This window comes from Providencia sp. PROV109, from assembly GCF_033681625.1.
Taxonomy (GTDB): domain Bacteria; phylum Pseudomonadota; class Gammaproteobacteria; order Enterobacterales; family Enterobacteriaceae; genus Providencia; species Providencia hangzhouensis.
Genome location: NZ_CP096320.1, coordinates 2,637,098 through 2,657,493, shown reverse-complemented (window position 1 = coordinate 2,657,493; position 20,396 = coordinate 2,637,098). Strand labels below are relative to the sequence as shown.

The 20,396-nt window shown below is 40.4% G+C and carries 21 protein-coding genes; 9 read left to right on the top strand and 12 right to left on the bottom strand.

All coding sequences use genetic code 11. From position 1 onward, the window contains the following. Positions 1–145 precede the first annotated feature (145 nt). Complete coding sequence (locus tag M1F25_RS12330) at positions 146–1,210, top strand: AI-2E family transporter (protein WP_004253547.1); 1,065 nt, start codon at positions 146–148, stop codon at positions 1,208–1,210. A gap of 47 nt (positions 1,211–1,257) precedes the next feature. Here the strand turns inward: M1F25_RS12330 and bcp are convergent, their stop codons facing one another. Both bcp and M1F25_RS12320 read right to left on the bottom strand, forming a co-directional pair. Continuing rightward, a complete protein-coding gene (gene bcp, locus M1F25_RS12325; RefSeq protein ID WP_004253548.1) occupies positions 1,258–1,728 on the bottom strand; it encodes a thioredoxin-dependent thiol peroxidase in 471 nt (156 codons plus the stop codon). Between the two features lie 14 nt (positions 1,729–1,742). Then, a complete protein-coding gene (locus M1F25_RS12320; RefSeq protein WP_004253549.1) occupies positions 1,743–2,300 on the bottom strand; it encodes a glycine cleavage system transcriptional repressor in 558 nt (185 codons plus the stop codon). A 287-nt stretch (positions 2,301–2,587) separates the two neighbouring features. On the opposite strand from M1F25_RS12320, the gene dapA reads away from it, so the two are divergent. The 3 genes from dapA (at position 2,588) to purC (ending at position 5,805) form a co-directional block, all read left to right on the top strand. Then, positions 2,588–3,496, top strand: coding sequence for a 4-hydroxy-tetrahydrodipicolinate synthase (dapA, locus tag M1F25_RS12315; RefSeq protein ID WP_004253550.1), 909 nt, complete (start codon positions 2,588–2,590; stop codon positions 3,494–3,496). 16 nt (positions 3,497–3,512) lie between these two features. Beyond that, entirely contained in the window at positions 3,513–4,568 is a 1,056-nt protein-coding gene (gene bamC / locus M1F25_RS12310) for an outer membrane protein assembly factor BamC (RefSeq protein ID WP_004253551.1), read from the top strand. A 523-nt stretch (positions 4,569–5,091) separates the two neighbouring features. Next, positions 5,092–5,805, top strand: coding sequence for a phosphoribosylaminoimidazolesuccinocarboxamide synthase (gene purC / locus M1F25_RS12305; RefSeq protein ID WP_004253553.1), 714 nt, complete (start codon positions 5,092–5,094; stop codon positions 5,803–5,805). Positions 5,806–5,864: 59 nt separating this feature from the next. Here purC and M1F25_RS12300 read toward each other — a convergent pair whose 3' ends face one another. The 5 genes from M1F25_RS12300 to M1F25_RS12280 are packed head-to-tail and all read right to left on the bottom strand — an operon-like array spanning position 5,865 to position 9,275. Then, entirely contained in the window at positions 5,865–6,686 is an 822-nt protein-coding gene (locus M1F25_RS12300; protein ID WP_004253554.1) for an energy-coupling factor ABC transporter ATP-binding protein, read from the bottom strand. Beyond that, the gene (locus tag M1F25_RS12295; RefSeq protein ID WP_036957655.1) at positions 6,673–7,536 is read right to left on the bottom strand and encodes an energy-coupling factor ABC transporter ATP-binding protein; all 864 of its coding nucleotides are present in this window, start codon (positions 7,534–7,536) and stop codon (positions 6,673–6,675) included. The genes M1F25_RS12300 and M1F25_RS12295 overlap by 14 nt, the downstream gene beginning before the upstream one ends. Beyond that, on the bottom strand, positions 7,527–8,231 hold the full coding sequence (locus M1F25_RS12290) for an energy-coupling factor transporter transmembrane component T (protein ID WP_172767109.1): 705 nt from the start codon (positions 8,229–8,231) through the stop codon (positions 7,527–7,529). The genes M1F25_RS12295 and M1F25_RS12290 overlap by 10 nt, the downstream gene beginning before the upstream one ends. Continuing rightward, complete coding sequence (locus tag M1F25_RS12285) at positions 8,232–8,813, bottom strand: membrane protein (protein WP_036957659.1); 582 nt, start codon at positions 8,811–8,813, stop codon at positions 8,232–8,234. Positions 8,814–8,849: 36 nt separating this feature from the next. Continuing rightward, positions 8,850–9,275 (bottom strand): PPC domain-containing DNA-binding protein, encoded by a 426-nt coding sequence (locus M1F25_RS12280; RefSeq protein ID WP_181488031.1) that lies wholly within the window; start codon positions 9,273–9,275, stop codon positions 8,850–8,852. A 582-nt stretch (positions 9,276–9,857) separates the two neighbouring features. On the opposite strand from M1F25_RS12280, the gene M1F25_RS12275 reads away from it, so the two are divergent. Beyond that, the gene (locus M1F25_RS12275; protein WP_004253572.1) at positions 9,858–10,310 is read left to right on the top strand and encodes a DUF441 domain-containing protein; all 453 of its coding nucleotides are present in this window, start codon (positions 9,858–9,860) and stop codon (positions 10,308–10,310) included. A gap of 7 nt (positions 10,311–10,317) precedes the next feature. Then, the gene (locus M1F25_RS12270; RefSeq protein ID WP_172767110.1) at positions 10,318–12,339 is read left to right on the top strand and encodes a tRNA(Met) cytidine acetyltransferase TmcA; all 2,022 of its coding nucleotides are present in this window, start codon (positions 10,318–10,320) and stop codon (positions 12,337–12,339) included. Here M1F25_RS12270 and M1F25_RS12265 read toward each other — a convergent pair. Continuing rightward, positions 12,320–12,511: a YpfN family protein gene (locus M1F25_RS12265; protein ID WP_112307944.1), complete on the bottom strand. Its 192-nt coding sequence runs from the start codon at positions 12,509–12,511 to the stop codon at positions 12,320–12,322. The two genes, M1F25_RS12270 and M1F25_RS12265, sit on opposite strands and share 20 nt — an antisense overlap. Positions 12,512–13,098: 587 nt before the next feature. Between M1F25_RS12265 and M1F25_RS12260 the strand changes: the two genes are divergently transcribed. Further along, on the top strand, positions 13,099–13,491 hold the full coding sequence (locus M1F25_RS12260; RefSeq protein ID WP_004253588.1) for a DUF454 family protein: 393 nt from the start codon (positions 13,099–13,101) through the stop codon (positions 13,489–13,491). A gap of 54 nt (positions 13,492–13,545) precedes the next feature. Here the strand turns inward: M1F25_RS12260 and M1F25_RS12255 are convergent, their stop codons facing one another. The 4 genes from M1F25_RS12255 to M1F25_RS12240 form a co-directional block, all read right to left on the bottom strand. Further along, on the bottom strand, positions 13,546–14,214 hold the full coding sequence (locus tag M1F25_RS12255; protein ID WP_136135129.1) for a M15 family metallopeptidase: 669 nt from the start codon (positions 14,212–14,214) through the stop codon (positions 13,546–13,548). Continuing rightward, complete coding sequence (dapE, locus tag M1F25_RS12250; RefSeq protein ID WP_164565705.1) at positions 14,211–15,341, bottom strand: succinyl-diaminopimelate desuccinylase; 1,131 nt, start codon at positions 15,339–15,341, stop codon at positions 14,211–14,213. The genes M1F25_RS12255 and dapE overlap by 4 nt, the downstream gene beginning before the upstream one ends. Positions 15,342–15,354: 13 nt before the next feature. Then, the gene (locus tag M1F25_RS12245; protein WP_164565255.1) at positions 15,355–15,726 is read right to left on the bottom strand and encodes an ArsC family reductase; all 372 of its coding nucleotides are present in this window, start codon (positions 15,724–15,726) and stop codon (positions 15,355–15,357) included. 146 nt (positions 15,727–15,872) lie between these two features. Continuing rightward, positions 15,873–16,493, bottom strand: a complete 621-nt coding sequence (locus M1F25_RS12240) for a LuxR C-terminal-related transcriptional regulator (RefSeq protein ID WP_036957668.1) — start codon at positions 16,491–16,493, stop codon at positions 15,873–15,875. A gap of 531 nt (positions 16,494–17,024) precedes the next feature. Here M1F25_RS12240 and maeB point away from each other — a divergent pair. Both maeB and M1F25_RS12230 read left to right on the top strand, forming a co-directional pair. Then, positions 17,025–19,304 carry an NADP-dependent oxaloacetate-decarboxylating malate dehydrogenase gene (gene maeB, locus M1F25_RS12235; protein WP_004253593.1) on the top strand — a complete coding sequence of 760 codons (2,280 nt, stop codon included), beginning with the start codon at positions 17,025–17,027 and terminating at the stop codon, positions 19,302–19,304. A 118-nt stretch (positions 19,305–19,422) separates the two neighbouring features. Next, complete coding sequence (locus tag M1F25_RS12230) at positions 19,423–20,289, top strand: ChaN family lipoprotein (RefSeq protein ID WP_232062731.1); 867 nt, start codon at positions 19,423–19,425, stop codon at positions 20,287–20,289. The last annotated feature ends 107 nt before the right edge of the window (positions 20,290–20,396 follow it).

Sequence of the window (20,396 nt, the reverse complement as noted above, 5' to 3'; positions counted from 1 at the left end):
ATTTCGGGTATGTTTAAGTAAGGCACCTAAAAACGCGAAAAGTTTAAAACACATGATAGCAAAAGCTATCGTAAAATCTGTTCTTCGGTATAATTTTCGTTACTTTAGGAACTGTCCTTTGCACTAATTCCCCCAGGAGCAATAAATGCTGGAATTGTTTTTACAGTGGTATCGTCGGCGTTTTGCTGATCCACAAGCCATAGCCCTCTTTACATTACTCGTATCGGGGTTTGTGATCATCTTCTTTTTCAGCAGTATACTGGCTCCATTGCTGGCGGCAATTGCTTTAGCTTATTTACTTGAATGGCCAACCAATTTATTACAGCGTATAGGGTTATCTCGTTCAGTTGCTGTCGGCATTATTTTGACCTTATTCGCTGGAATAAGTGCCATGGTTATTTTAATTATTGCGCCGACGGCATGGCAGCAAGGGATTAATTTGATGGCCGATCTACCAAATATGGTTAACCGTTTCAATGAATTCGCACAGAAATTACCAGAGCAATACCCCGCATTAGTGGATGTTGGCATTATTGATATGATGGCAGATAACCTTCGTAGCCGCATGTCAGGCATTGCAGACTCAGTGGTTAAAGCGTCAGTTGCATCATTAATTGGTATTTTTACTTTGGCGGTTTACTTAGTTCTAGTGCCTTTGATGACATTTTTTCTTTTAAAAGATAAAGAACGTATCAGCAAAAGCTTTCTTAAGTTATTACCCAAAAATCGTTTGTTAGTGGGCAAAGTTTGGGTCGAAATGAATGAACAAATCACCAACTACTTACGAGGGAAAGTAACAGAAATGGTGATTGTTGGGGTGGCGACCTATTTATGTTTTGCTTATTTTGACTTGCGCTATTCCGTATTGTTATCGGTGCTTGTCGGAGTAGCGGTATTAATCCCTTATATTGGTGCGGTAGCGGCCACGATCCCAGTGGTTATTGTTGCGCTCTTTCAGTTCGGTATCGGCAGTGAATTTTGGTACCTAATGTTAGTTTACTTAGTGATCCAAGGTTTGGATAGCAACGTTGTTGTGCCTTTATTGTTTTCTGAAGCGGTAAATTTGCATCCACTAGTGATTATTTTATCTGTTGTGATATTTGGTGGGTTATGGGGCTTTTGGGGCGTATTTTTTGCAATCCCATTAGCAACACTGATTAAAGCGGTCATTCACGTATGGCCGGAAGAGCCAACGGAATCACAAAACTAGGTTAGGAATAGTGCTGTATGGGGGCATACAGCACTAAGATGTGGCGATTAAGCGTGTGTATTAATGTAATCAAGCACGATTTCGTGGTGGTTACTGGTTTTAAAATTGTCAAAGACGTGTTCTATTTTCCCAGTAGGGTCAACGAGGAAGCTAATACGATGAATCCCATCATAGGTTTTCCCCATGAATTGTTTTTCACCCCAAACCCCAAATTGCTCACATACTTGGTGGTCTTCATCTGATAATAAAGTGAAGTTCAACATCTCTTTTTCAGCGAAACGAGACAGTTTCTCTGGTTTGTCTGTGCTAATACCTAATACTTCGACACCTTTCGCTTTAAGTGTATCCATTTCATCACGTAGACCACACGCTTGAACAGTACAACCAGGGGTCATCGCTTTAGGATAAAAGTAAACTAATACGCGCTGACCCTGATAATCAGAAAGATTGATGAGCTCACCATCTTGGTCAGGAAGGCTAAATTGAGGCGCCTTATCACCGGCTTTCAATGGGTTCATTACATATATCTCCGTTAACTTTGCATGTTGGGGTTGTTAACAATACTTATGTTGCCTTTAGCATTTAGCATTGTACACAGTTGTTGAAATTTATTTTTTATGATTATGCCATTATCGTCCAACGGGTCGTGTGCAGTAATCTGAATCTCCAGTTGAGCGGGCATATCATTATTGGCTGGTTGTGTTTTAGAAACAAGCTCTGCGATATTACACTGCGAGGTTGTGAATAAATTTGTGAATTGCTCGACAATACGGGGTGCATCGTCAACAACAACATTCACTGTTACTGTCGATGGGTAATAGGTTGTTTGAACACTCTGGGTTCTTTTCATTACGATGAGCAGATCGAGCTCGGCACCCTTAGGTGGCAATGTCGCCTCTAAAAGGGTGATAGCATTCCAACTGCCTGAAAGCATCATAATGAAGGTAAATTCCTTGCCAAACATCGCTAAGCGACTATCTTCAATATTACAATCACACTCGCTGACTAGCCGTGTAATAGTATTCACAATGCCCGGACGATCTGTTCCCAGCGCAGTAATGACAAGAAATTGCTGTTCAGTCTTAGGCAAAGTCTATTCCTTAGTATTTTAATTATGTCAGTTAAACATTTGATTAGAATATAGCAGTAAAATTCTAGCACTAAAAACTGACTGACTATGAAGGTAAGGAAACCATAAAAAAGACAATCTGCCAAGAGGGGAAATAGACTCTTGCGAGAAATATCAGTGAATTATTACTTCTATTTAAGTTAATGTGCTCGGCATTAACAAAATTCATTAAATTCTTGCTGTTGGGTGGTTTTCTTCTTTGAAATGAAAAAGTAACATGGTAGTTCAATTATTGAGGGGGTATCGCTATGGCTAATGGAAACGCAAATTATAAAGATTTTTTAACGGGAAGCATTGTTGCAGTTATCACACCAATGGATTCGGCGGGGCGTTTAGATAAAGCCAGCTTAAAAAAATTGGTGGATTATCATGTTGAAAGCGGAACAACTGCGATTGTTTCTGTTGGTACAACTGGCGAATCAGCAACCTTAACGCACAAAGAACATGTGGATGTCGTGAAAGCGACACTTGAATTAGCGGATGGCCGTATTCCTATTATTGCAGGAGCAGGCGCAAATGCGACAGCTGAAGCTATTTCGCTGACAAATGAGTTTGAAAACAGTGGTGTAGTTGCTTGCCTGACGGTAACACCTTATTATAATAGACCTTCTCAGGAAGGGTTATATCAACACTTTAAAGCAATTTCAGAAAACACGAGCTTGCCACAGATTCTTTATAATGTACCATCACGGACTGGCTGTGATATGTTGCCTGAAACCGTTGGGCGTTTAGCAAAACTGGCGAATATTGTTGCAATTAAAGAAGCAACAGGGAACTTAGCTAGGGTTCATCAAATCAAAGAACTGGTTGATGATAATTTTGTACTGTTAACAGGTGATGACGCAACAGCACTTGATTTCATGCAACTGGGTGGTCAAGGCGTTATTTCAGTCACATCCAACGTTGCGGCACCACAGATGGTAAAAATGTGTGACTTAGCGCTTGCAGGCAAATATACTGAGGCGCGTGAATTAAATAAAAAACTGATGGGGCTTCATCTTCAGTTATTTGTTGAACCAAATCCAATTCCAGCGAAATGGGGCTGTCATCGCTTAGGCCTGATTGCAGATGGTACATTACGGTTGCCAATGACACCGTTAACCACCTCGGGCCAGCAAAAAGTTGAGGAAGCCTTGAAGCTCGCTGGGTTACTGTAAAATTTAGGGAATTTTAATGGCAACATTATTGCAAAAATCGAAGGTTATGAAGGTTGCTGGCCTGTCACTTGTCGTGTTACTGGCAGCCTGCTCCAGCGATCAGCGCTATAAACGTCAGGTCAGTGGTGATGAGGAATATCTCAATGCTGCGCCATTGAAAGTGTTGAATGTGCCACAAGGGCTGACATTACCAGAACAAAATGGTGAGTATGATATCCCTAAAGCCACATCAACAGGGGCAATAGGGAAAGCGTTAGACATTCGTCCGCCAGTACTGACAATTTCGCAATTAGCGGGTTCTCGTACAGAGGATAGCGCTCAAGCAAGTCGTTTGTTGCTAGAAAATACACCTGAAAATAGTGCACTTTGGTCACAAGTTACGATGATCTTAGAGCAAAGAGGTATTCCAGTTTCATCTAAAGATGATGGTTCTCGCTCAATTGAAACCGATTGGGTCAAATGGGATCGTGCAGATGAAAACGTACCGATTGAGAGTCGCCATAAAGTAACAGTGCAACCAGAAAATGGTATGATGGCGTTAACGGTAACCAGCTTAGGCTTACGTCAAGGTGGTGAGACCATTACCGATGTTGTCGAAACTCAACGTTATAACAAACTGTTATTGAATGAATTAACCGATAACTTATATACGTTGCGTGATACTTCAAACAAAAATAGCATTCAAAATGCTTATGGTATCATTGATGTTCAAACAGGTAGTGATGATACTGGCTTACCTTTAGTTGTTGTTCGTGCGCCATTTGATGCAGTATGGGAACGCTTACCACACACCTTAGAAAGTGTTGGCATGAAAGTGGGTGACCGTACACGTTCAAGTGGTTCTGTGATGGTGACTTATAAAGGTTTAAGCAGTTCAGAATGGCAGGCGTTGGGCATTGATGACCCAACTGTGCCAGAAGCGGATTATAAAGTGCAGGTCGGTGATTTAAATAACCGTAGTACACTGCAATTTATCACCACCAAAGGTGTTCCTTTAACACAAAAACAAAATGATGAAATGGTTGCTGCACTGAAAGCGGCGTTTAGTAAAGCACCAGCTAAAAAGCAATAATTCAACATTTTTAGATGACTAATTAAACCGTAGCTTAAATACAAGCTGCGGTTTTTTTTATTTAAATTGGATGGGTTTGTATTGGGGTAAAGATATTAAGCTTCATACGCATAGGCTGGTGGTTATCAGCTCTGTATTTTGTTTATTTAATGCTTATCGTAACCTATATGCTTAGTTAATTATTAATTAGCTTTCCATCAGTTTCAATTTTCCTTCTCTGGAAGGCTAATTTTATCTTTCATGTTTTCACTTAAAACAAATGGACAAAAAATCAGTATTTATGGTTAAGTAATCGTTTGCGTCCGCTCCGGAATTTTATTATCATGATTAGCAGTCAATTATAAAATATTGAATATCAGCTAGTTAGCGTTTTACATAGTGAATTTCAGTAACTGACTGAAACAGAGCAGAAAATTAACAATGAATAGGCCATTTGAATGGTTTTTGTTCTTCTGTTACTTATCTGAATCTGCTGTGCAGGTTGATTTTTGTTTAGTTTAATCACATCCCTGGAGTGTGTAAGATGCAAAAGAAAGCTGAGTTGTATCGTGGTAAGGCAAAAACAGTCTATACCACAGAGGATCCTGATCTACTGGTTCTGGAGTTCCGTAATGATACATCAGCACTCGATGGTGAGCGTATCGAGCAGTTTGACCGTAAAGGTATGGTAAATAACAAGTTTAACCATTTCATTATGAGCAAATTAGAAGCAGCCGGTATTCCAACGCAAATGGAAGCATTATTGTCTGACACAGAAGCTCTAGTGAAAAAGTTAGATATGGTGCCGGTTGAGTGTGTGATCCGCAACCGTGCAGCGGGTTCACTGGTAAAACGCTTAGGTGTTGAAGAAGGCATGGTGTTAAACCCGCCTTTATTTGACTTATTCTTAAAGGACGATGCCAAGCACGACCCGATGGTGAATGAATCGTACTGTGAGACTTTTGGTTGGGTGAGTAAAGAAAATTTGGCTAAAATGCGTGAGCTAAGCTACAAAGCCAATGAAGTGCTCAGTAAAATTTTTGCAGATGCAGGGTTAATTTTAGTCGATTTTAAACTGGAGTTCGGCTTGTATAAAGGCCAGATTGTCTTAGGTGATGAGTTTTCCCCAGACGGTAGCCGTTTATGGGACAAAGAAACACTGAATAAAATGGATAAAGACCGTTTTCGTCAGAGCCTTGGTGGTCTAATTGAAGCTTACGAAGAGGTCGCCCGCCGTATTGGCGTGCAGTTAGATTAATTAATTTCCTATAATTTGAATGAGATTTTAGCCTGCATTGCAGGCTATTTTTTTATTTTTTAGTTATTAATCGGGCGCGACTGTTGGTTAATAAAATGTGTGATCCATGATGAAAGAGTGGTATCAGTAGTATTTATTTGTAGTTGCTGACTAAGTGATATCAATGTCGGTGCAGGAAGTGGGCTTTCAACTTGTAACTCTGGATGGCTTAATATTTCCGTTGGTTGACCATCAGCGATGAGTTGGCCATTTGATAAATGCAATACGCGTTGAAAATGGCGAGCAACAAAATCAAGGTCGTGGCTAATAGAAACGACGCTTACCCCTTTTTCGCGTTGTAATGTCAGCCAATCTTCGAATTTTCGCATCCAAAAGGCATCAAAGTCACGGCTTGGTTCATCAAGTAGCAATAGTTTAGGTGAAACAGCCTCTAAGCAGGCAACAGCAACCATCCTGCGTTGGCCTGCATGTAAATCTAAAGGGTGTTTATCCGCCACATCGGATAAGTGGCAAATTTCAAGTGCTTGCTGTACTCGCGCTTGAATATCACGTTTATGATGTTTTTGGCGTTTTAAACCAAAAGCAATTTCATCACGTACACAACTATGAAAAATTTGTTTCTCAGCTTCTTGGAATAAGATCCCAATATGGTTAACTCTTTGTGGGGAGGAAAGAAGATTAAGCGGGAGGCGATCAAGCCGAATATCACCTTGTGTTGGGCGCAATAACCCCGCTAAAAGGCGCAATAGCGTTGATTTACCTGCACCATTATCCCCAACTACAGCGACCCATTCACCAGGGCGAATAGATAGAGATAAAGATTGTATGTTATCAATAGTTGAACTTGGCCAACGATAACTCAGGTTTTCAAGCTGTAACATATCGCTCCTTAAACATCTGTAGCAATTGTGCTTCATCGTGGGGAATATTTCCTTGCCAATACCCTAATTTGAGCAGTTCACCTACCGCACGCCAAGCATCTGGCATATTGATTGTTTCAATGGCATCAAGAAAAACATCATTTAAACCGCCTGTTGCGACCATTTTCCCAGCCTCTAAAAAGGTTTTACCCGTATTCAGCAAAAGGAATGAGTCACAGAAACTGATGGCTGGTAATAAGTTGCGCTCAAAAAAAATAATGCTACAGCTTGTTTGTTCTGTATAGCGTTGTAATTGCGTTAAGATGCGTTGTGTTGCACTCGGTGTGAGCCGACTAAAGGCTTCATCAAGTAACAGGAGTTTGGGTTGCATCGCTAATGCGCTTGCTAACACCACTCGTTGCGCTTCACCGCCTGACAAGGTTGCAGGATGGCGCGTTCGCAGTGCCCCACAAAATGTCAGTTCAATGGCAAGCTCAACTCGCTCACTAATTTCGTCGGGTGTTAAACCGAGGTTTTCAGGCCCGAACGCAATTTCCTGTTCAACGGTAAACGCGCAGCCTGAAAGTTGTAATTGGGGGGATTGCTGAACTAGTTGGCGTGATATAGACACCTGAACCACGGAGTTGTCAGCTAAGGGCGCTCGTAATATCTCTGCGGTTCCTTCGATTTTCCCCTGAATGAGGTCATTGTGCCAACCGGCGAGTATTTGCGCTAATGTGCTTTTTCCGCTGCCGTTACCGCCAAATATGCATAGCCATTGGCCTGCGTTTAGCTGAAGATCAATCGGCCCTAATAGGGACTGCTCCGCACCTTGTGGAATGAAGCGCATTTGTTGTAGATTTACCACCACAGAGAGAGACCACCTTCAATGAAAATTAACAGAACTAACCCATATCTAAGTAGGGCTTGGAGTGAGCTATCTTTAGGCGGGTTTAATGTGGTGCGTTTGGCACAATAACGAAAACCACGCATATCTAATGCGGCTCCACGAATACTTAGTTCACTTAACGTATTACTGGCAAGTGGAAATAATAGGGCAGGTAACGATATAACACGTTGCCAAAAGCGCCCATCAAGAGGAACGCCTCTCGCTAATTGGGCTTCACGGATAGTGTTCAATTGCTGGCGAAATTGTTCTGCAAGTAATAACGGGCCCGCGAGTAGGTATGCAAAACTTGCAGGTAAACGGCTTGCAAACAAAGCACGAATAAAACGTTCAGTCGGTACATATTGCAACCAAAGCTGAGAAGCGCTAATAATCGTTAATAACTTAAACCATAATGCCAACGCAAATTCAGGGCGGCTATTTTTTAATGTGGCTCCGGTTAATAGCTGAGCTAGCCAGCCACCATGAATTAACCAAAGCCCTGTCGCCATGGGGAGCATAATCCACGCAACTATTTTCCATCGGTGGCGTGCGGGCCGCCAAAATAATAAAACACCAAATGTGCTGCAACCTAGCAGAATTAATGGCCAGCTCAATGGTAAGAAAAGCGAGCTTACACTGAGCCAAAACCAAATTGTCAGCGAGGTAAATGGATGCATTTAACGGACCTTAGCCATATTTGGATAATTACGTTGGACACGTTCTGGTAATTGTCGAACCAATAACCAAGCAATAATGGCTGATGCGACTTTATCTGCAATATTGGCGCCTAATACTGTAATTGCCACCGATTCTAATAAGTTATCGCCAACAGCATGAAAATACGCGACAAAAAAGTCAGCGCCGCTACCGGTTGTTCCTGCAAACAAGTAAGTGCGAATGGGAACAGCAACGATCATCAACGCAAAAGTAATGACAACACCGGATAAAATCACTCTTGGTAAGGTGCGAAAACCACCTGCGCGAGCTAATAACCCAGCACTCAGGCCAATCATCATCGCGACAGGGGCGAAAGCCGCTGCAATTGGGCCGCTGAGTAAACCCCATAATAGATTTGTTAATAATCCACTCAATAGCGCAACCCAAGGGCCTGCTAATAATGCACAAATTAATGTTCCTATAGAATCTAGGAATATCGGCAGTTTTAACATTGAGCTTAATTGGCCAATAACCATATTAATAGCAATAGAAAAAACAATTAAAGTCAGTGTACGACTAGAAATAATCGACGTTTTACTCATGACAAAGTCATTCCTTACAGTAATGGAATAATAAAATTAGCGAGAAGTGATGATAAGCTCTTCATAACCAGACAAAAGGCAAGGTTCACGAGTGAAATTAACTTTTTCAAGCTCCCCAATAATCAGCTCTAATGTTGTTCTAACAGTACAACCCGGCATCATATGGCCACCGAGAACTTTCCCTTCTTCATCAGAGACAGACAAATGCAGGTGTTCGCCGTTAGCATCTAAAGTGCCAATTAATGAAACAATTTCGAATTTGCCTGTTGTGTGAAACGTGTTCTCTTGTCCTGCAAAACGCAGTGCGACATGAGTTAAGCTGCCGACGCTACTGGCAATAAATGCAGCTTGTAGGCTGTGTTGCTCAATTTTTCGTTTTAATGCTAAAAGCGCATCTTCTCCAGGCACTAAGCGGATAGCAATAAAACGAGCGTTTGAAAAGGAGGATAAAGATTGGTTCATATTGTTAATCCTAATCATTGTGCTTGCGCAGAGCGTCGCACAACCATGTAAATCATTAAAATTATAAATAATGCTAAGTTATGATTTTTCTGTATTAATTATTGGTGATTATTATACGTAATTGAGATGGATTGTCTGGTTGTAAAGGTATTTAGGACTATCTTCAGCAAAAGGCACCACAAGTTGGTTTTTATGATGATAAATATAAAAAAAATGCAGAAATAAAAAAATAAACAGTGATGAATATTCCGAATATTTAGCTTAAGTTTTGGTGGCGATGGGAGTTATCTGTATTGCCATGCTAATTTTATGTACAATTCGGCTTGTCACCGTGAAATATGCTAAGAAGACCTCTATTGAAAAGTATTAAATAGATAATAAAGAACAGCTAAAATGTCGCACTTGAGTTAATAAATTGTGCGGAAATAGTAAGGTTTTTTATTAATGAAAATATCGTTACCGTAAAAATAAAAAGAGTTGGCGTTAATATTTGCTTCTTTGATGATGAGCCAATAACATGTTTTTAAATCAGTCTATTTGCTGCTAATAAATTATAATTATGCGTTTTACAGGGATAAATCTATGAGTCATGTTGATCCAACATTAATCATTCTACTGGTATTAGCCGGGTTAGGTATCATTAGTCATAATATGACAGTCACTCTTGCGATGTTATTTTTATTGGTGGTCAGAATAACACCATTGAATAATTATTTTCCATGGGTTGAAAAATATGGCTTAACCATTGGGATACTTATCTTAACTATCGGTGTTATGGCGCCAATTGCGAGCGGTAAAATAACGGCAAATGAAGTATTGAGCTCATTTTTGAATTGGAAATCGATTCTTGCAATTGTCATCGGGATCGCCGTTTCTTGGTTAGGTAGCCGAGGTGTCACATTAATGTCCCATCAACCTTCTACTGTTGCAGGCTTACTTGTTGGAACTGTTATTGGTGTTGCTTTATTCCGTGGTGTTCCTGTAGGGCCTTTAATTGCTGCCGGGATCTTGTCACTATTAATTGGTAAATCATAGTATTACGATGGTGAAATTGCTTCCTGTTATTATCGAACAGCTACATATGGTTGGCATGCGTCGTCTTATGGTTCTTTCTGGTGACAGTGCGTGGGTGGAACAGCAACTCAACGAACTTCAGACAGCCATTGATGGCGACTGGTTAACCATTTCAGCGAATTTGCCACAAGGGGTTTCCCCAGAAAATGCACATCTATTATTGGGCCGTGAATTTTTACATGGCATCTTTGATGCGCGTAAAGGTTTTCATAGTGAAGCCCTAGCCATGCTTGCTGGCACGTTAAAAGCAGGGAGCTTGTTAGTTTTATGTACTGCACCTCAAACTGAGTGGGCGACAAATGCTGATCTAGACAGCCTACGTTGGAATGAACAATTGGGTCTAATTCCGACACCGAATTTTGTTCACCATTTGCAACGGACTTTCCAAACATCTTCCGATATTTTATTTTATAAACAAGGAGATGAGCCTGATTTTTCATTACTAAATAACAAACCATTATGGCAAGCACCGACAGGCCAGCCAACAGAACAGCAGCAACAAATAATTAGCCAATTATTAAAAGCAAAACATGGCATTTGGGGCTTGATAGCCCCGAGAGGGCGCGGAAAATCTGCAATAGCTGGGATGTTAATAAAACAATTTATGGGAGAGAGTTGGTGTTGTGCTCCCGCCAAAGTGGCGACGGAAGTTTTAAGTCGGCACGCAGGACAAAAGATTAATTTTTGGTCCCCTGATAACTTATTAGCGTACTGCCGCAGCAATGAAAAAATAACAGCAGATTGGCTAGTCATCGATGAAGCTTCTGCTATTCCTAATTATATATTACGTGAGCTGGTGGGGTATTTTCCCCGAGTTTTATTAACTACGACAGTCGATGGTTATGAAGGAACAGGGCGTGGATTTACGCTAAAGTTCTGTGCAAGTTTAGCCCATTTCACTTTACTACAACTTGATAACCCAATGCGCTATGCGGCTAATGATCCCTTAGAATTGTGGGTCAATGAGGCTTTATTGCTGCAAGAACCCACCACTCAAACGGTTCTTGCTGGAAATACTGAATATAAAGCGTTAACTCAGGCATCATTAGCGGAAAATAATGAGCAATTAAAAGCGTTTTATGGCTTATTGATGAGTGCACATTATCGAACGTCACCATTAGATTTACGACGACTATTGGATGCCCAGCAACAACATTTTATGGTGGCAAAAGCCGAGTCTGATGATTGTACCTATTTAGGTGCATTATGGATGGTAGATGAAGGACAGTTAACCGAATCATTGAGCTGGCAAATATGGGCTGGGCTTCGTCGACCAAGAGGAAATTTAGTTGTCCAATCTTTAGCAGCTCATAGTTATTTCCCCATTGCGGCACAATGGCTATCTCGCCGAGTGATGCGTATTGCCGTTGATGCGAACCACCGTAGGCGCCAAATTGGTTTAACACTGCTAGCAAAACAAAAAGCGTTCGCCACAGAGCAAGGCTTGGACTTTATATCTGTTAGTTTTGGGCTAACACCAGACTTAGTGGCTTTTTGGCAAAAAGCAGGTTTTAGGCTGATACGAATAGGTTCGCATAAAGAAGCCAGTAGTGGCTGTTTTACCGCGATGGCTATTTTACCTATTTCAAACCGTGCATACCAACTTTGTGAACAAGGCGAATCCCGATTAAAACGTGACCTATATTGGCGCAGTGATTTACAAGAGTTTGCGTTCGAAACGGATCCACAGCAGCAACTAGTGACAGATGATTGGATAGAACTGATCGGTTTTAGTGAGTTTAAGCGCCCAATTTCGGCGAGTACAAGTGCAATTATGCGTTTATTGAGGGAAGAAACAAACGGGCTTCCTCTCCTCAGACGGCATTTTGTATTATGTGAACCTATCTCCAAGATTTGCGCGGATGTCGGTATTACAGGGCAAAAGCAATGGTTAAAACGAGTAAGAGAAGAGGTTGGTATACAGGTAAAACAATACCAACCAGCACTTTTAGCTGAAATAAAGCAGAAAATTACTTCTTCTTGTCTTTAGGCCAATCGTCTTCATCATCCCAAAGATGGTTATTATCCTGATGCGGAGGGATTTCAGGCTTGTTATCTAAAAATTTTTTGGGGTCCAATTTCATCATTTCTTTGACTGAGTTCCAGATAAGCCCAACCAATAGGAGCAAGATTATCCACCAGTAGTCTGTCAACCATTGCATATTCACCTTCCATTCGTCATTCTTTGAGCTGTCTGTGCGTTGATATCGCTCAGTTACCCTAGTCACATACTTTTGTATGCTCCTAGGGATGCCTTCTCTCATCGCCTTCATACAACTCAAATAATTTAGAATGGAACCGAGTGAGCCATTCTTTTGAGCTGTCTGTGCGTTGATATCGCTCAGTTACCCTAGTCACATACTTTTGTATGCTCCTAGGGATGCCTTCTCTCATCGCCTTCATACAACTCAAATAATTTAGAATGGAATCGAGTGAGCCATTCTTTTGAGCTGTCTGTGCGTTGATATCGCTCAGTTACCCTAGTACATACTAGTGTATGCCTCTATTGTGTTTTTTTGCATCTTTTCATCGAAACTAAATGATATAAAGAAAAATAAATATCTATCATTGAAACCTCAAAGATTCCTGAGAAAGAAAGCTATGGGAACAATAATCATTCCAATCGGCAAAAGCGACTTTTCATTAAGCGTGTTTACCATTAGAGTATACCATTGATATTATTATGAGTTACCACAGATTTTATGCGGCTTTTACCATTTGATTTATTTTTTAGGGAGGGGGAGTAATTTTGAAAAAATTGTTCCTCATTGTTATTGGATGGTTAGCTGTTGCGCTGGCTTTTGCTGGCGTTATTCTTCCTGTTTTACCGACTACGCCTTTCTTGTTATTAGCGGCATGGTGTTTTTCTCGTTCATCTCCACGCTTTCACCATTGGTTATTATATCGCTCTTGGTTTGGGGGATATATCCGTCACTGGCAAAAGCATAAAGGGCTACCGAAAGGGGCAAAACCAAAAGCAATCATATTGATAATACTCACTTTTTCACTATCAATCTGGGTTGTTAGCTATTTATGGTTAAAAATTGGTTTATTGGCACTGTTGTGTTGGCTGCTTATTTTTATGTATCGGCTTCCAGTTGTTGATGAACAAATTGCCACGAAAAAGAAAAAAGCCCCATAAATTATGTAGCGTAATCTATGAGGCGTGGTAGAAGTTGCTCTGTTAGCTTAGAAATTATTCAGGAGCTTTAATATAGCGTTCGAATACATAATCTAAGTTACTGTTTAGCCAGTTTTTTCCGCAAATATCCTCTTGTAGGAGAACTTGTTTAATGACTTCTGGCGTTAAAAGCTGTTCAGCTTCATGGGATAAAGGCCAGTAGCTAATATGCCAAGGTTCATAGGCAACCCCTGCATTTTTTGCAGTGAAAGGGCGATAAAAATCAAATGTCGCCATGTTATCCGTCAGCCAGTGGTTCAGTTCAGCAAAATAGCCACCAGTTTCATATTCCCAAGGCTCTAACTGTAACGTTTGCCCTGAAGGAATACGTAATGGGTCATAAACATCTATTTCGGTTCCCCAATGGTGGCGGCTTGCACCGGGTAATGCTGACCAATGTAAAATAGCTTCACAAAGCTCGCCTTCAGAAAGCGTTGTAATATCTAAAGGTTGGCTTTGTGCATCAAGAACAGGGCGGAGACCGGTAAATTTTTCATTCCAAATTAACTGTTGACGTGAAAAATCACGAAATGCACTTGCCGATTGTAACTTGAACCCTGACTTTACAGCCGCTTGTTGCATGGCTAAAAATGCTTTGGTGGCATTGAACTGTAGGCGATGAGAACCGCCAAGTGTCACTAAATGGTCAGTTGAGCGGCCTGTTAACATGGCAATAGTGATCATAATAACAATAACTCCATGACCCGTTCATAAATTAAGGCCAGCTGTTGCAAGTCTTTGACGCTAACGCATTCGTCAACTTTATGTATGGTGGCATTCAGTGGGCCGAGCTCAATAACTTGAGTCCCCATTTGGGCGATAAAACGGCCATCGGAGGTTCCACCGCTTGTGGATAACTCTGCATTAAGACCAGTTAATTCATGAATTGCTTGCAAAGTTGCAGTGACAAGTTCTTGTTTTTCAGTTAAAAATGGTTGCCCAGATAATGACCACTCTATTTTATATGTTAAGCCATGGCGTTCTAGCATGCTAGTGACCCTGTCACGTATTTGTGTGTCGGTCAATTCGGTGCTAAAACGAAAATTAAATTGAACAAATAACTCACCAGGGATCACATTACTTGCCCCTGTACCACCATGAATATTGGCAATCTGCATAGTGGTGGCAGGGAAGAATTCGTTGCCGTTATCCCAAATAGTTGATGTGAGTTCTTGCAAAAAAGCAGTTGCTCGATGTACCGGGTTATCCGCTAAATGAGGATAGGCAACATGCCCCTGCGTTCCCATAATGGTAAGATTTGCCGTAATAGAACCTCTACGGCCATTTTTTATGATGTCGCCTAAATGAGATTGGCTTGAAGGCTCACCGACTAAACAGTAATCAACGCGTTCATTACGTGCCATCAATGTTTCGACCACTTTGACCGTGCCATCTAGCGCATCGGCTTCTTCATCTGATGTGATTAAAAAGGCCAAACGCCCTTGATGTTGAGGGTGCTTTTTGACAAAGCGCTCTGCGGCGACAACCATTGCTGCGACTGAGCCTTTCATATCAGCAGCACCGCGACCATACAAATGTTGATTGATAATTGTCGGGCTAAAAGGGGGTGTTTGCCAATTTTCACTATTGCCTGCTGGTACGACATCGGTATGGCCTGCAAATGCGAGGGTTGGGCCTTGAGTACCTCGATGTGCCCAAAAATTTAATGTGTTACCAAAATGCATTGGTTCAACGGTAAAACCGAGTTGGTTTAAACGCTCAGTCAGTATCGCTTGGCAACCTTGGTCATCAGGGCTGATAGAAGGGCGTGAGATCAGTTCTTTGGCAAGTTGAATAACTGGGCAATCCATCATAACCGCCTGATTATCGAATGAAGTTTTGGTAGTCATTTGCGCTAAACCCAACTAAGTAACGGTTGTCTGGAGAAACAAGTACGGGTCTTTTGACCATGGCGGGCTCTGCAATTAGCACTTTTTTCGCGCTATTTGAGTCAACCACTGCATTTTTTTCATCATCAGTCAGTTTACGCCAAGTTGTTCCTCGTTTATTTACTAACACTTCCCAATCAATATGTTCCATAAAGGTAGAAAGTAATTCATCGCTAATACCATCAGCACGATAATCATGAAACTGATAGTTAACTCCATTGTCTTCTAAGTAACGGCGTGCTTTTTTAATGGTGTCACAGTTTTTAATTCCGTACATGATATAAGGAGAGTTAGATGTATTGGGCATATGATTTTCCTCAAAAAACTAGCGATAATCCATACATAATGAGGCAAAAATCGCTTAGGATCTAGCCCAAATGTGAGAAATATATAATAAACTTATAATTAAATTATTCGTAATTTAGCTTTGTTAATTAATATAATTAGAAAAAATTATCTTGAACGCATATAAATTAAGCTAGCTTCAAGACGAGAGCGAACACGTAATTTTTTAAGAATATTTCTAATGTGAACTTTAACCGTTTCTTCAGAAATAAAAAGTAAATTAGATATTTCACGGTTTTTTAAACCTACAGCCATTTCATGTAAAATTTCAGATTCTCGCCGTGTCAGTGATGAGAGTGGGTCATTATAATTATGACGAGAAATAAGATGCTGATATATTTTTTCACTGAAAACTAATTGCCCTCTAGAGGCTTTCTTCATACTATAAAATAACATGTCAAGCTCACTGCTTTTTAATAAATACCCTTGTGCTCCTGCATCAATAGCGCCATATATATCTGTTTTAATTGTTGAAGCAGATAACACTAATAAGTAGCTATTATTGCAGTGCTTACGAAGTAATCGTATCGTTTCAAATGTTTTAATACCTTGAATATTGGTATCTATAATAATTAGATTAGGCTGTAGCTGCCTTGCAATGCTTAAGGCCTCGTAACAACAAGAGGACTCTGCTGTGACAATAAAGTGCGTATCGGTATTTATGAGCTGTCGCAATCCCAAGCGTATAAGAGGGTGCTCATCAACAATCATTACGGTATATTTAGACATAGAGGGTTCCTTTTTCATGTCTTAAAATTCAAGGTCTAGTTTGATACTTTCCATAAAATAGACAGTTTAATTTTGATATATTTATTATATTTAATTGGAGTATTAATAATTGTAAAATCAGTATGGGGAATTCTTAATGTTACTTCTTTGCTTAATATATTATATCCCTCGCTAATAACAATAAGATACTTGTTGATAATACATTAAAATTAGAAAATTCATATCTAATATTTAAATCAATATTAAACGGAGAAGGTATTTAAGATAGGGTTCATAATGTGATTAATTTTTTATATATATTAACCTCATAAAACTAATAATAAATTATTTTTAGTTAATATCTTAAAAATTAGAGAGGTGTTTCGATATAGTAAAATATAATCAATGTGATTACGTTTTACTCTAACGGTGACCTAACTCTATTGTAACTGAAAGATTTTTTTGGAAATTGCCAGTATGATCATGATTTGCTAGGGAGATGTGTTTATACTGTTATCGCTCTTACCTTACTTATTTTGAAAGGACTTGACGATGGATGACAAATTAAAACAAAGTGCTCTTGATTTTCATGAGTTTCCACATCCTGGGAAAATTACGGTTACCCCAACTAAACCACTAACAACCCAGAGAGATCTCGCATTAGCATACTCACCAGGTGTTGCAGTGCCATGTCTTGAAATTGCAGATGACCCACTTAAAGCTTATCGTTACACCGCTAAAGGTAACCTTGTCGGGGTCGTGTCTAATGGTACGGCTGTCCTTGGGTTAGGTAATATCGGTGCTTTGGCTGGTAAGCCTGTCATGGAAGGAAAAGGTGTACTATTTAAAAAGTTTTCTGGTGTTGATGTCTTTGATATTGAAGTTGATGAAACAGACCCAGACAAGTTAGTTGATATCATTGCGTCTCTTGAGCCGACTTTTGGCGGTATTAATTTAGAAGATATCAAAGCACCAGAATGCTTTTATATTGAACAAAAACTTCGTGAGCGGATGAAAATCCCTGTATTCCATGATGACCAACACGGTACCGCAATCATCTGTACTGCCGCTGTTATCAATGGCTTACGTATTGTTAAAAAAGATATTGGTGATGTGCGTCTGGTGGTTTCTGGCGCAGGGGCGGCATCAATCGCTTGTATGAATTTATTAGTCGCGTTGGGGTTGAAACGCGAACATATCACCGTTTGTGATTCAAAAGGGGTGATTTACAAAGGCCGTGACGAACGCATGGATGTCACCAAAGCCGCGTATGCAATTGAAGATAACGGCCAACGTACTTTGGCTGATGCGATTCCTAATGCAGATATTTTCTTAGGCTGTTCAGGTCCACGTCTTTTAACGCCAGAAATGGTGAAAACCATGGCAAAAGATCCTCTAATCTTAGCATTGGCTAACCCTGAACCCGAAATTTTACCACCATTGGCGAAAGAAGTTCGCCCTGATGCCATCATCTGTACTGGTCGTTCTGATTACCCAAATCAGGTTAATAACGTATTATGTTTCCCATTCATTTTCCGTGGTGCGCTAGATGTTGGCGCAACAACGATTAATGAAGAAATGAAACTGGCTTGTGTATATGCCATTGCAGACCTTGCATTGGCTGAGCAAAGCGAAGAAGTGGCTTCTGCGTATGGCAACCAAGATTTATTCTTTGGCCCTGAATATATTATTCCGAAACCATTTGACCCGCGTTTGATTGTGAAAATTGCGCCAGCAGTGGCAAAAGCAGCTATGGATTCAGGGGTAGCAACGCGTCCAATTGAAGACTTTGATGCCTATATCGAAAAATTAAATCAATTTGTTTATAAAACAAATTTATTCATGAAACCTATTTTCTCTCAAGCTAAGACGGCGAAAAAACGCATTGTATTAGCAGAAGGGGAAGAAGAGCGTGTATTGCATGCGACTCAAGAATTAGTGTCTTTAGGTTTAGCCTTCCCAATTTTAGTTGGGCGCCCAAGTGTGATTGAAATGCGTATTCAAAAACTCGGCCTACATATTGAGTTAGGTAAAGATTTTGAAGTGGTTAATAACGAAAACGACCCGCGTTATAAAGAATATTGGCAAGAATACTACCAAATCATGAAACGTCGTGGTATTTCCCAAGAAATGGCGCGCCGTGCGGTGATTAATAACCCAACCTTAATTGGTGGGATCATGGTGTTGCGTGGCGAAGCCGACGGGATGATTTGTGGTACGGTGGGCAGTTATGGCGAACACTATGAAGTTGTTAAAGATTTATTTGGTTTCCGCGAGGGTGTTCATGCAGCAGGTGCAATGAATGCATTGTTATTACCAACGGGTAATACGTTTATCGCAGACACTTATGTCAATGAAGACCCTTCACCGGAAGAGCTAACTGAAATCACGTTAATGGCAGCGGATACAGTAAGACGCTTTGGTATTGAGCCAAAAGTGGCTCTGTTATCGCGTTCTAGCTTTGGTTCTTCAGATTGCGCATCTGCACAAAAAATGCGTGATACGCTAACGATGATCAAAGCACGTGACCCACATTTGGAAATTGATGGTGAAATGCATGCGGATGCCGCATTAATTGAATCTATCCGTAAAGATGTGATGCCTGATAGTCCATTAAAAGGTTCAGCAAATTTATTAATTATGCCAAATATGGAAGCAGCACGTATTAGTTATAATTTACTGCGTGTCACAAGCTCTGATGGTGTGACTGTAGGGCCTGTGTTAATGGGGGTTGCGAAACCTGTGCATATATTAACACCAATTGCTTCGGTACGTCGTATCGTGAATATGGTGGCATTGGCAGTGGTTGAAGCACAAACAAATCCACTCTAAGGGTTAATATTAATTAATTTGTGTTAAAGGCTTCTATGGTTTCATAGGAGCCTTTTTGTTGAAAATGATTCTCATTATCTGTATCTTGTGAGCTTGACTACATAAGATGGAAAGCATAATGATTTCAATTAGATTGACCTCTCGAATAGCCACTTTAATGGTTGGGTTATTTTTTCTTATTGGTTGTACACAAAAAATTGAGCCAACAAACGTACAATTGGATAGCCAGCTAACAGCAAGCGACCAAATTGTTGACTTAGCAACAGGTAAGTCTTTAACACCTCAGCAATTAGTTGAGCAGCTTGCTCAATCTCCACGTGTGATTGTTGGAGAAAAGCATGATAACCACTATCACCACCAAATTGAGCAATGGCTTGTACAGGAAATGCCAAAAATACGGCCTCAAGGTGCGGTTTTACTCGAAATGCTGACACCGTCACAGCAAAAAGGTGTGAGTCGAGTACAGGCACAGATGCAGAGTAATCCTTATATTCGTGACGAAAAGTTACAGTCCGCCATAAAATGGAACAGTGGTTGGCCTTGGGAACAGTATGGGGCTTTAATCCGTCATTTGCTAAGCTCACCTTATCCATTACTTTCTGCAAACCTAGATAAAGAAGAGGTGCTTTCCGCCTACGCTAACCCATCATCAATAATGGGGCAGTATTCGACTCAGCCTATTGTTCAAGAACTCATCAGTAAAACGATTGAAAGCTCTCATGGTGGGGAACTTACAGCGGAACAAGTGGTAAAAATGACCTTTATACAGCAGTTGCGTGACCGCCGTATGGCAGAGTCGTTATTAAATGCACCTACACCCGCGCTCTTATTTGCAGGTGGCTACCATGCAACAAGAGCTATTGGGGTACCTTTACATGTGCAAGACCTCGCACCTGACGAATCAGTCAAAGTGTTAATTATTTCAGAGAGAGGGGAAGAAATAGACCATTTACATGCTGATTTTGTTTGGTATACCCCTAAATGATGACTAAATAATAGCAACCTAATGATTTCAAAAAAGTTAATTTTGTGAAGTATTCTTTATTTTCATTAAGAAATGATTTCCATTTTCATTTGTTATTAATTATCATT

Excerpts from the sequence above, each read along its gene's own strand:
- dapE (WP_164565705.1), bottom strand. The coding sequence starts at position 15,341 with ATGGATTGCCCAGTTATTCAACTTGCCAAAGAACTGATCTCACGCCCT.
- dapA (WP_004253550.1), top strand. The coding sequence starts at position 2,588 with ATGGCTAATGGAAACGCAAATTATAAAGATTTTTTAACGGGAAGCATT.
- M1F25_RS12270 (WP_172767110.1), top strand. The coding sequence starts at position 10,318 with ATGGTGAAATTGCTTCCTGTTATTATCGAACAGCTACATATGGTTGGC.
- purC (WP_004253553.1), top strand. The coding sequence starts at position 5,092 with ATGCAAAAGAAAGCTGAGTTGTATCGTGGTAAGGCAAAAACAGTCTAT.
- M1F25_RS12275 (WP_004253572.1), top strand. The coding sequence starts at position 9,858 with ATGAGTCATGTTGATCCAACATTAATCATTCTACTGGTATTAGCCGGG.
- M1F25_RS12230 (WP_232062731.1), top strand. The coding sequence starts at position 19,423 with ATGATTTCAATTAGATTGACCTCTCGAATAGCCACTTTAATGGTTGGG.
- maeB (WP_004253593.1), top strand. The coding sequence starts at position 17,025 with ATGGATGACAAATTAAAACAAAGTGCTCTTGATTTTCATGAGTTTCCA.
- M1F25_RS12280 (WP_181488031.1), bottom strand. The coding sequence starts at position 9,275 with ATGAACCAATCTTTATCCTCCTTTTCAAACGCTCGTTTTATTGCTATC.
- M1F25_RS12330 (WP_004253547.1), top strand. The coding sequence starts at position 146 with ATGCTGGAATTGTTTTTACAGTGGTATCGTCGGCGTTTTGCTGATCCA.
- M1F25_RS12265 (WP_112307944.1), bottom strand. The coding sequence starts at position 12,511 with ATGCAATGGTTGACAGACTACTGGTGGATAATCTTGCTCCTATTGGTT.
- bcp (WP_004253548.1), bottom strand. The coding sequence starts at position 1,728 with ATGAACCCATTGAAAGCCGGTGATAAGGCGCCTCAATTTAGCCTTCCT.
- M1F25_RS12245 (WP_164565255.1), bottom strand. The coding sequence starts at position 15,726 with ATGCCCAATACATCTAACTCTCCTTATATCATGTACGGAATTAAAAAC.
- bamC (WP_004253551.1), top strand. The coding sequence starts at position 3,513 with ATGGCAACATTATTGCAAAAATCGAAGGTTATGAAGGTTGCTGGCCTG.
- M1F25_RS12255 (WP_136135129.1), bottom strand. The coding sequence starts at position 14,214 with ATGATCACTATTGCCATGTTAACAGGCCGCTCAACTGACCATTTAGTG.
- M1F25_RS12240 (WP_036957668.1), bottom strand. The coding sequence starts at position 16,493 with ATGTCTAAATATACCGTAATGATTGTTGATGAGCACCCTCTTATACGC.
- M1F25_RS12290 (WP_172767109.1), bottom strand. The coding sequence starts at position 8,231 with ATGCATCCATTTACCTCGCTGACAATTTGGTTTTGGCTCAGTGTAAGC.
- M1F25_RS12300 (WP_004253554.1), bottom strand. The coding sequence starts at position 6,686 with ATGTTACAGCTTGAAAACCTGAGTTATCGTTGGCCAAGTTCAACTATT.
- M1F25_RS12285 (WP_036957659.1), bottom strand. The coding sequence starts at position 8,813 with ATGAGTAAAACGTCGATTATTTCTAGTCGTACACTGACTTTAATTGTT.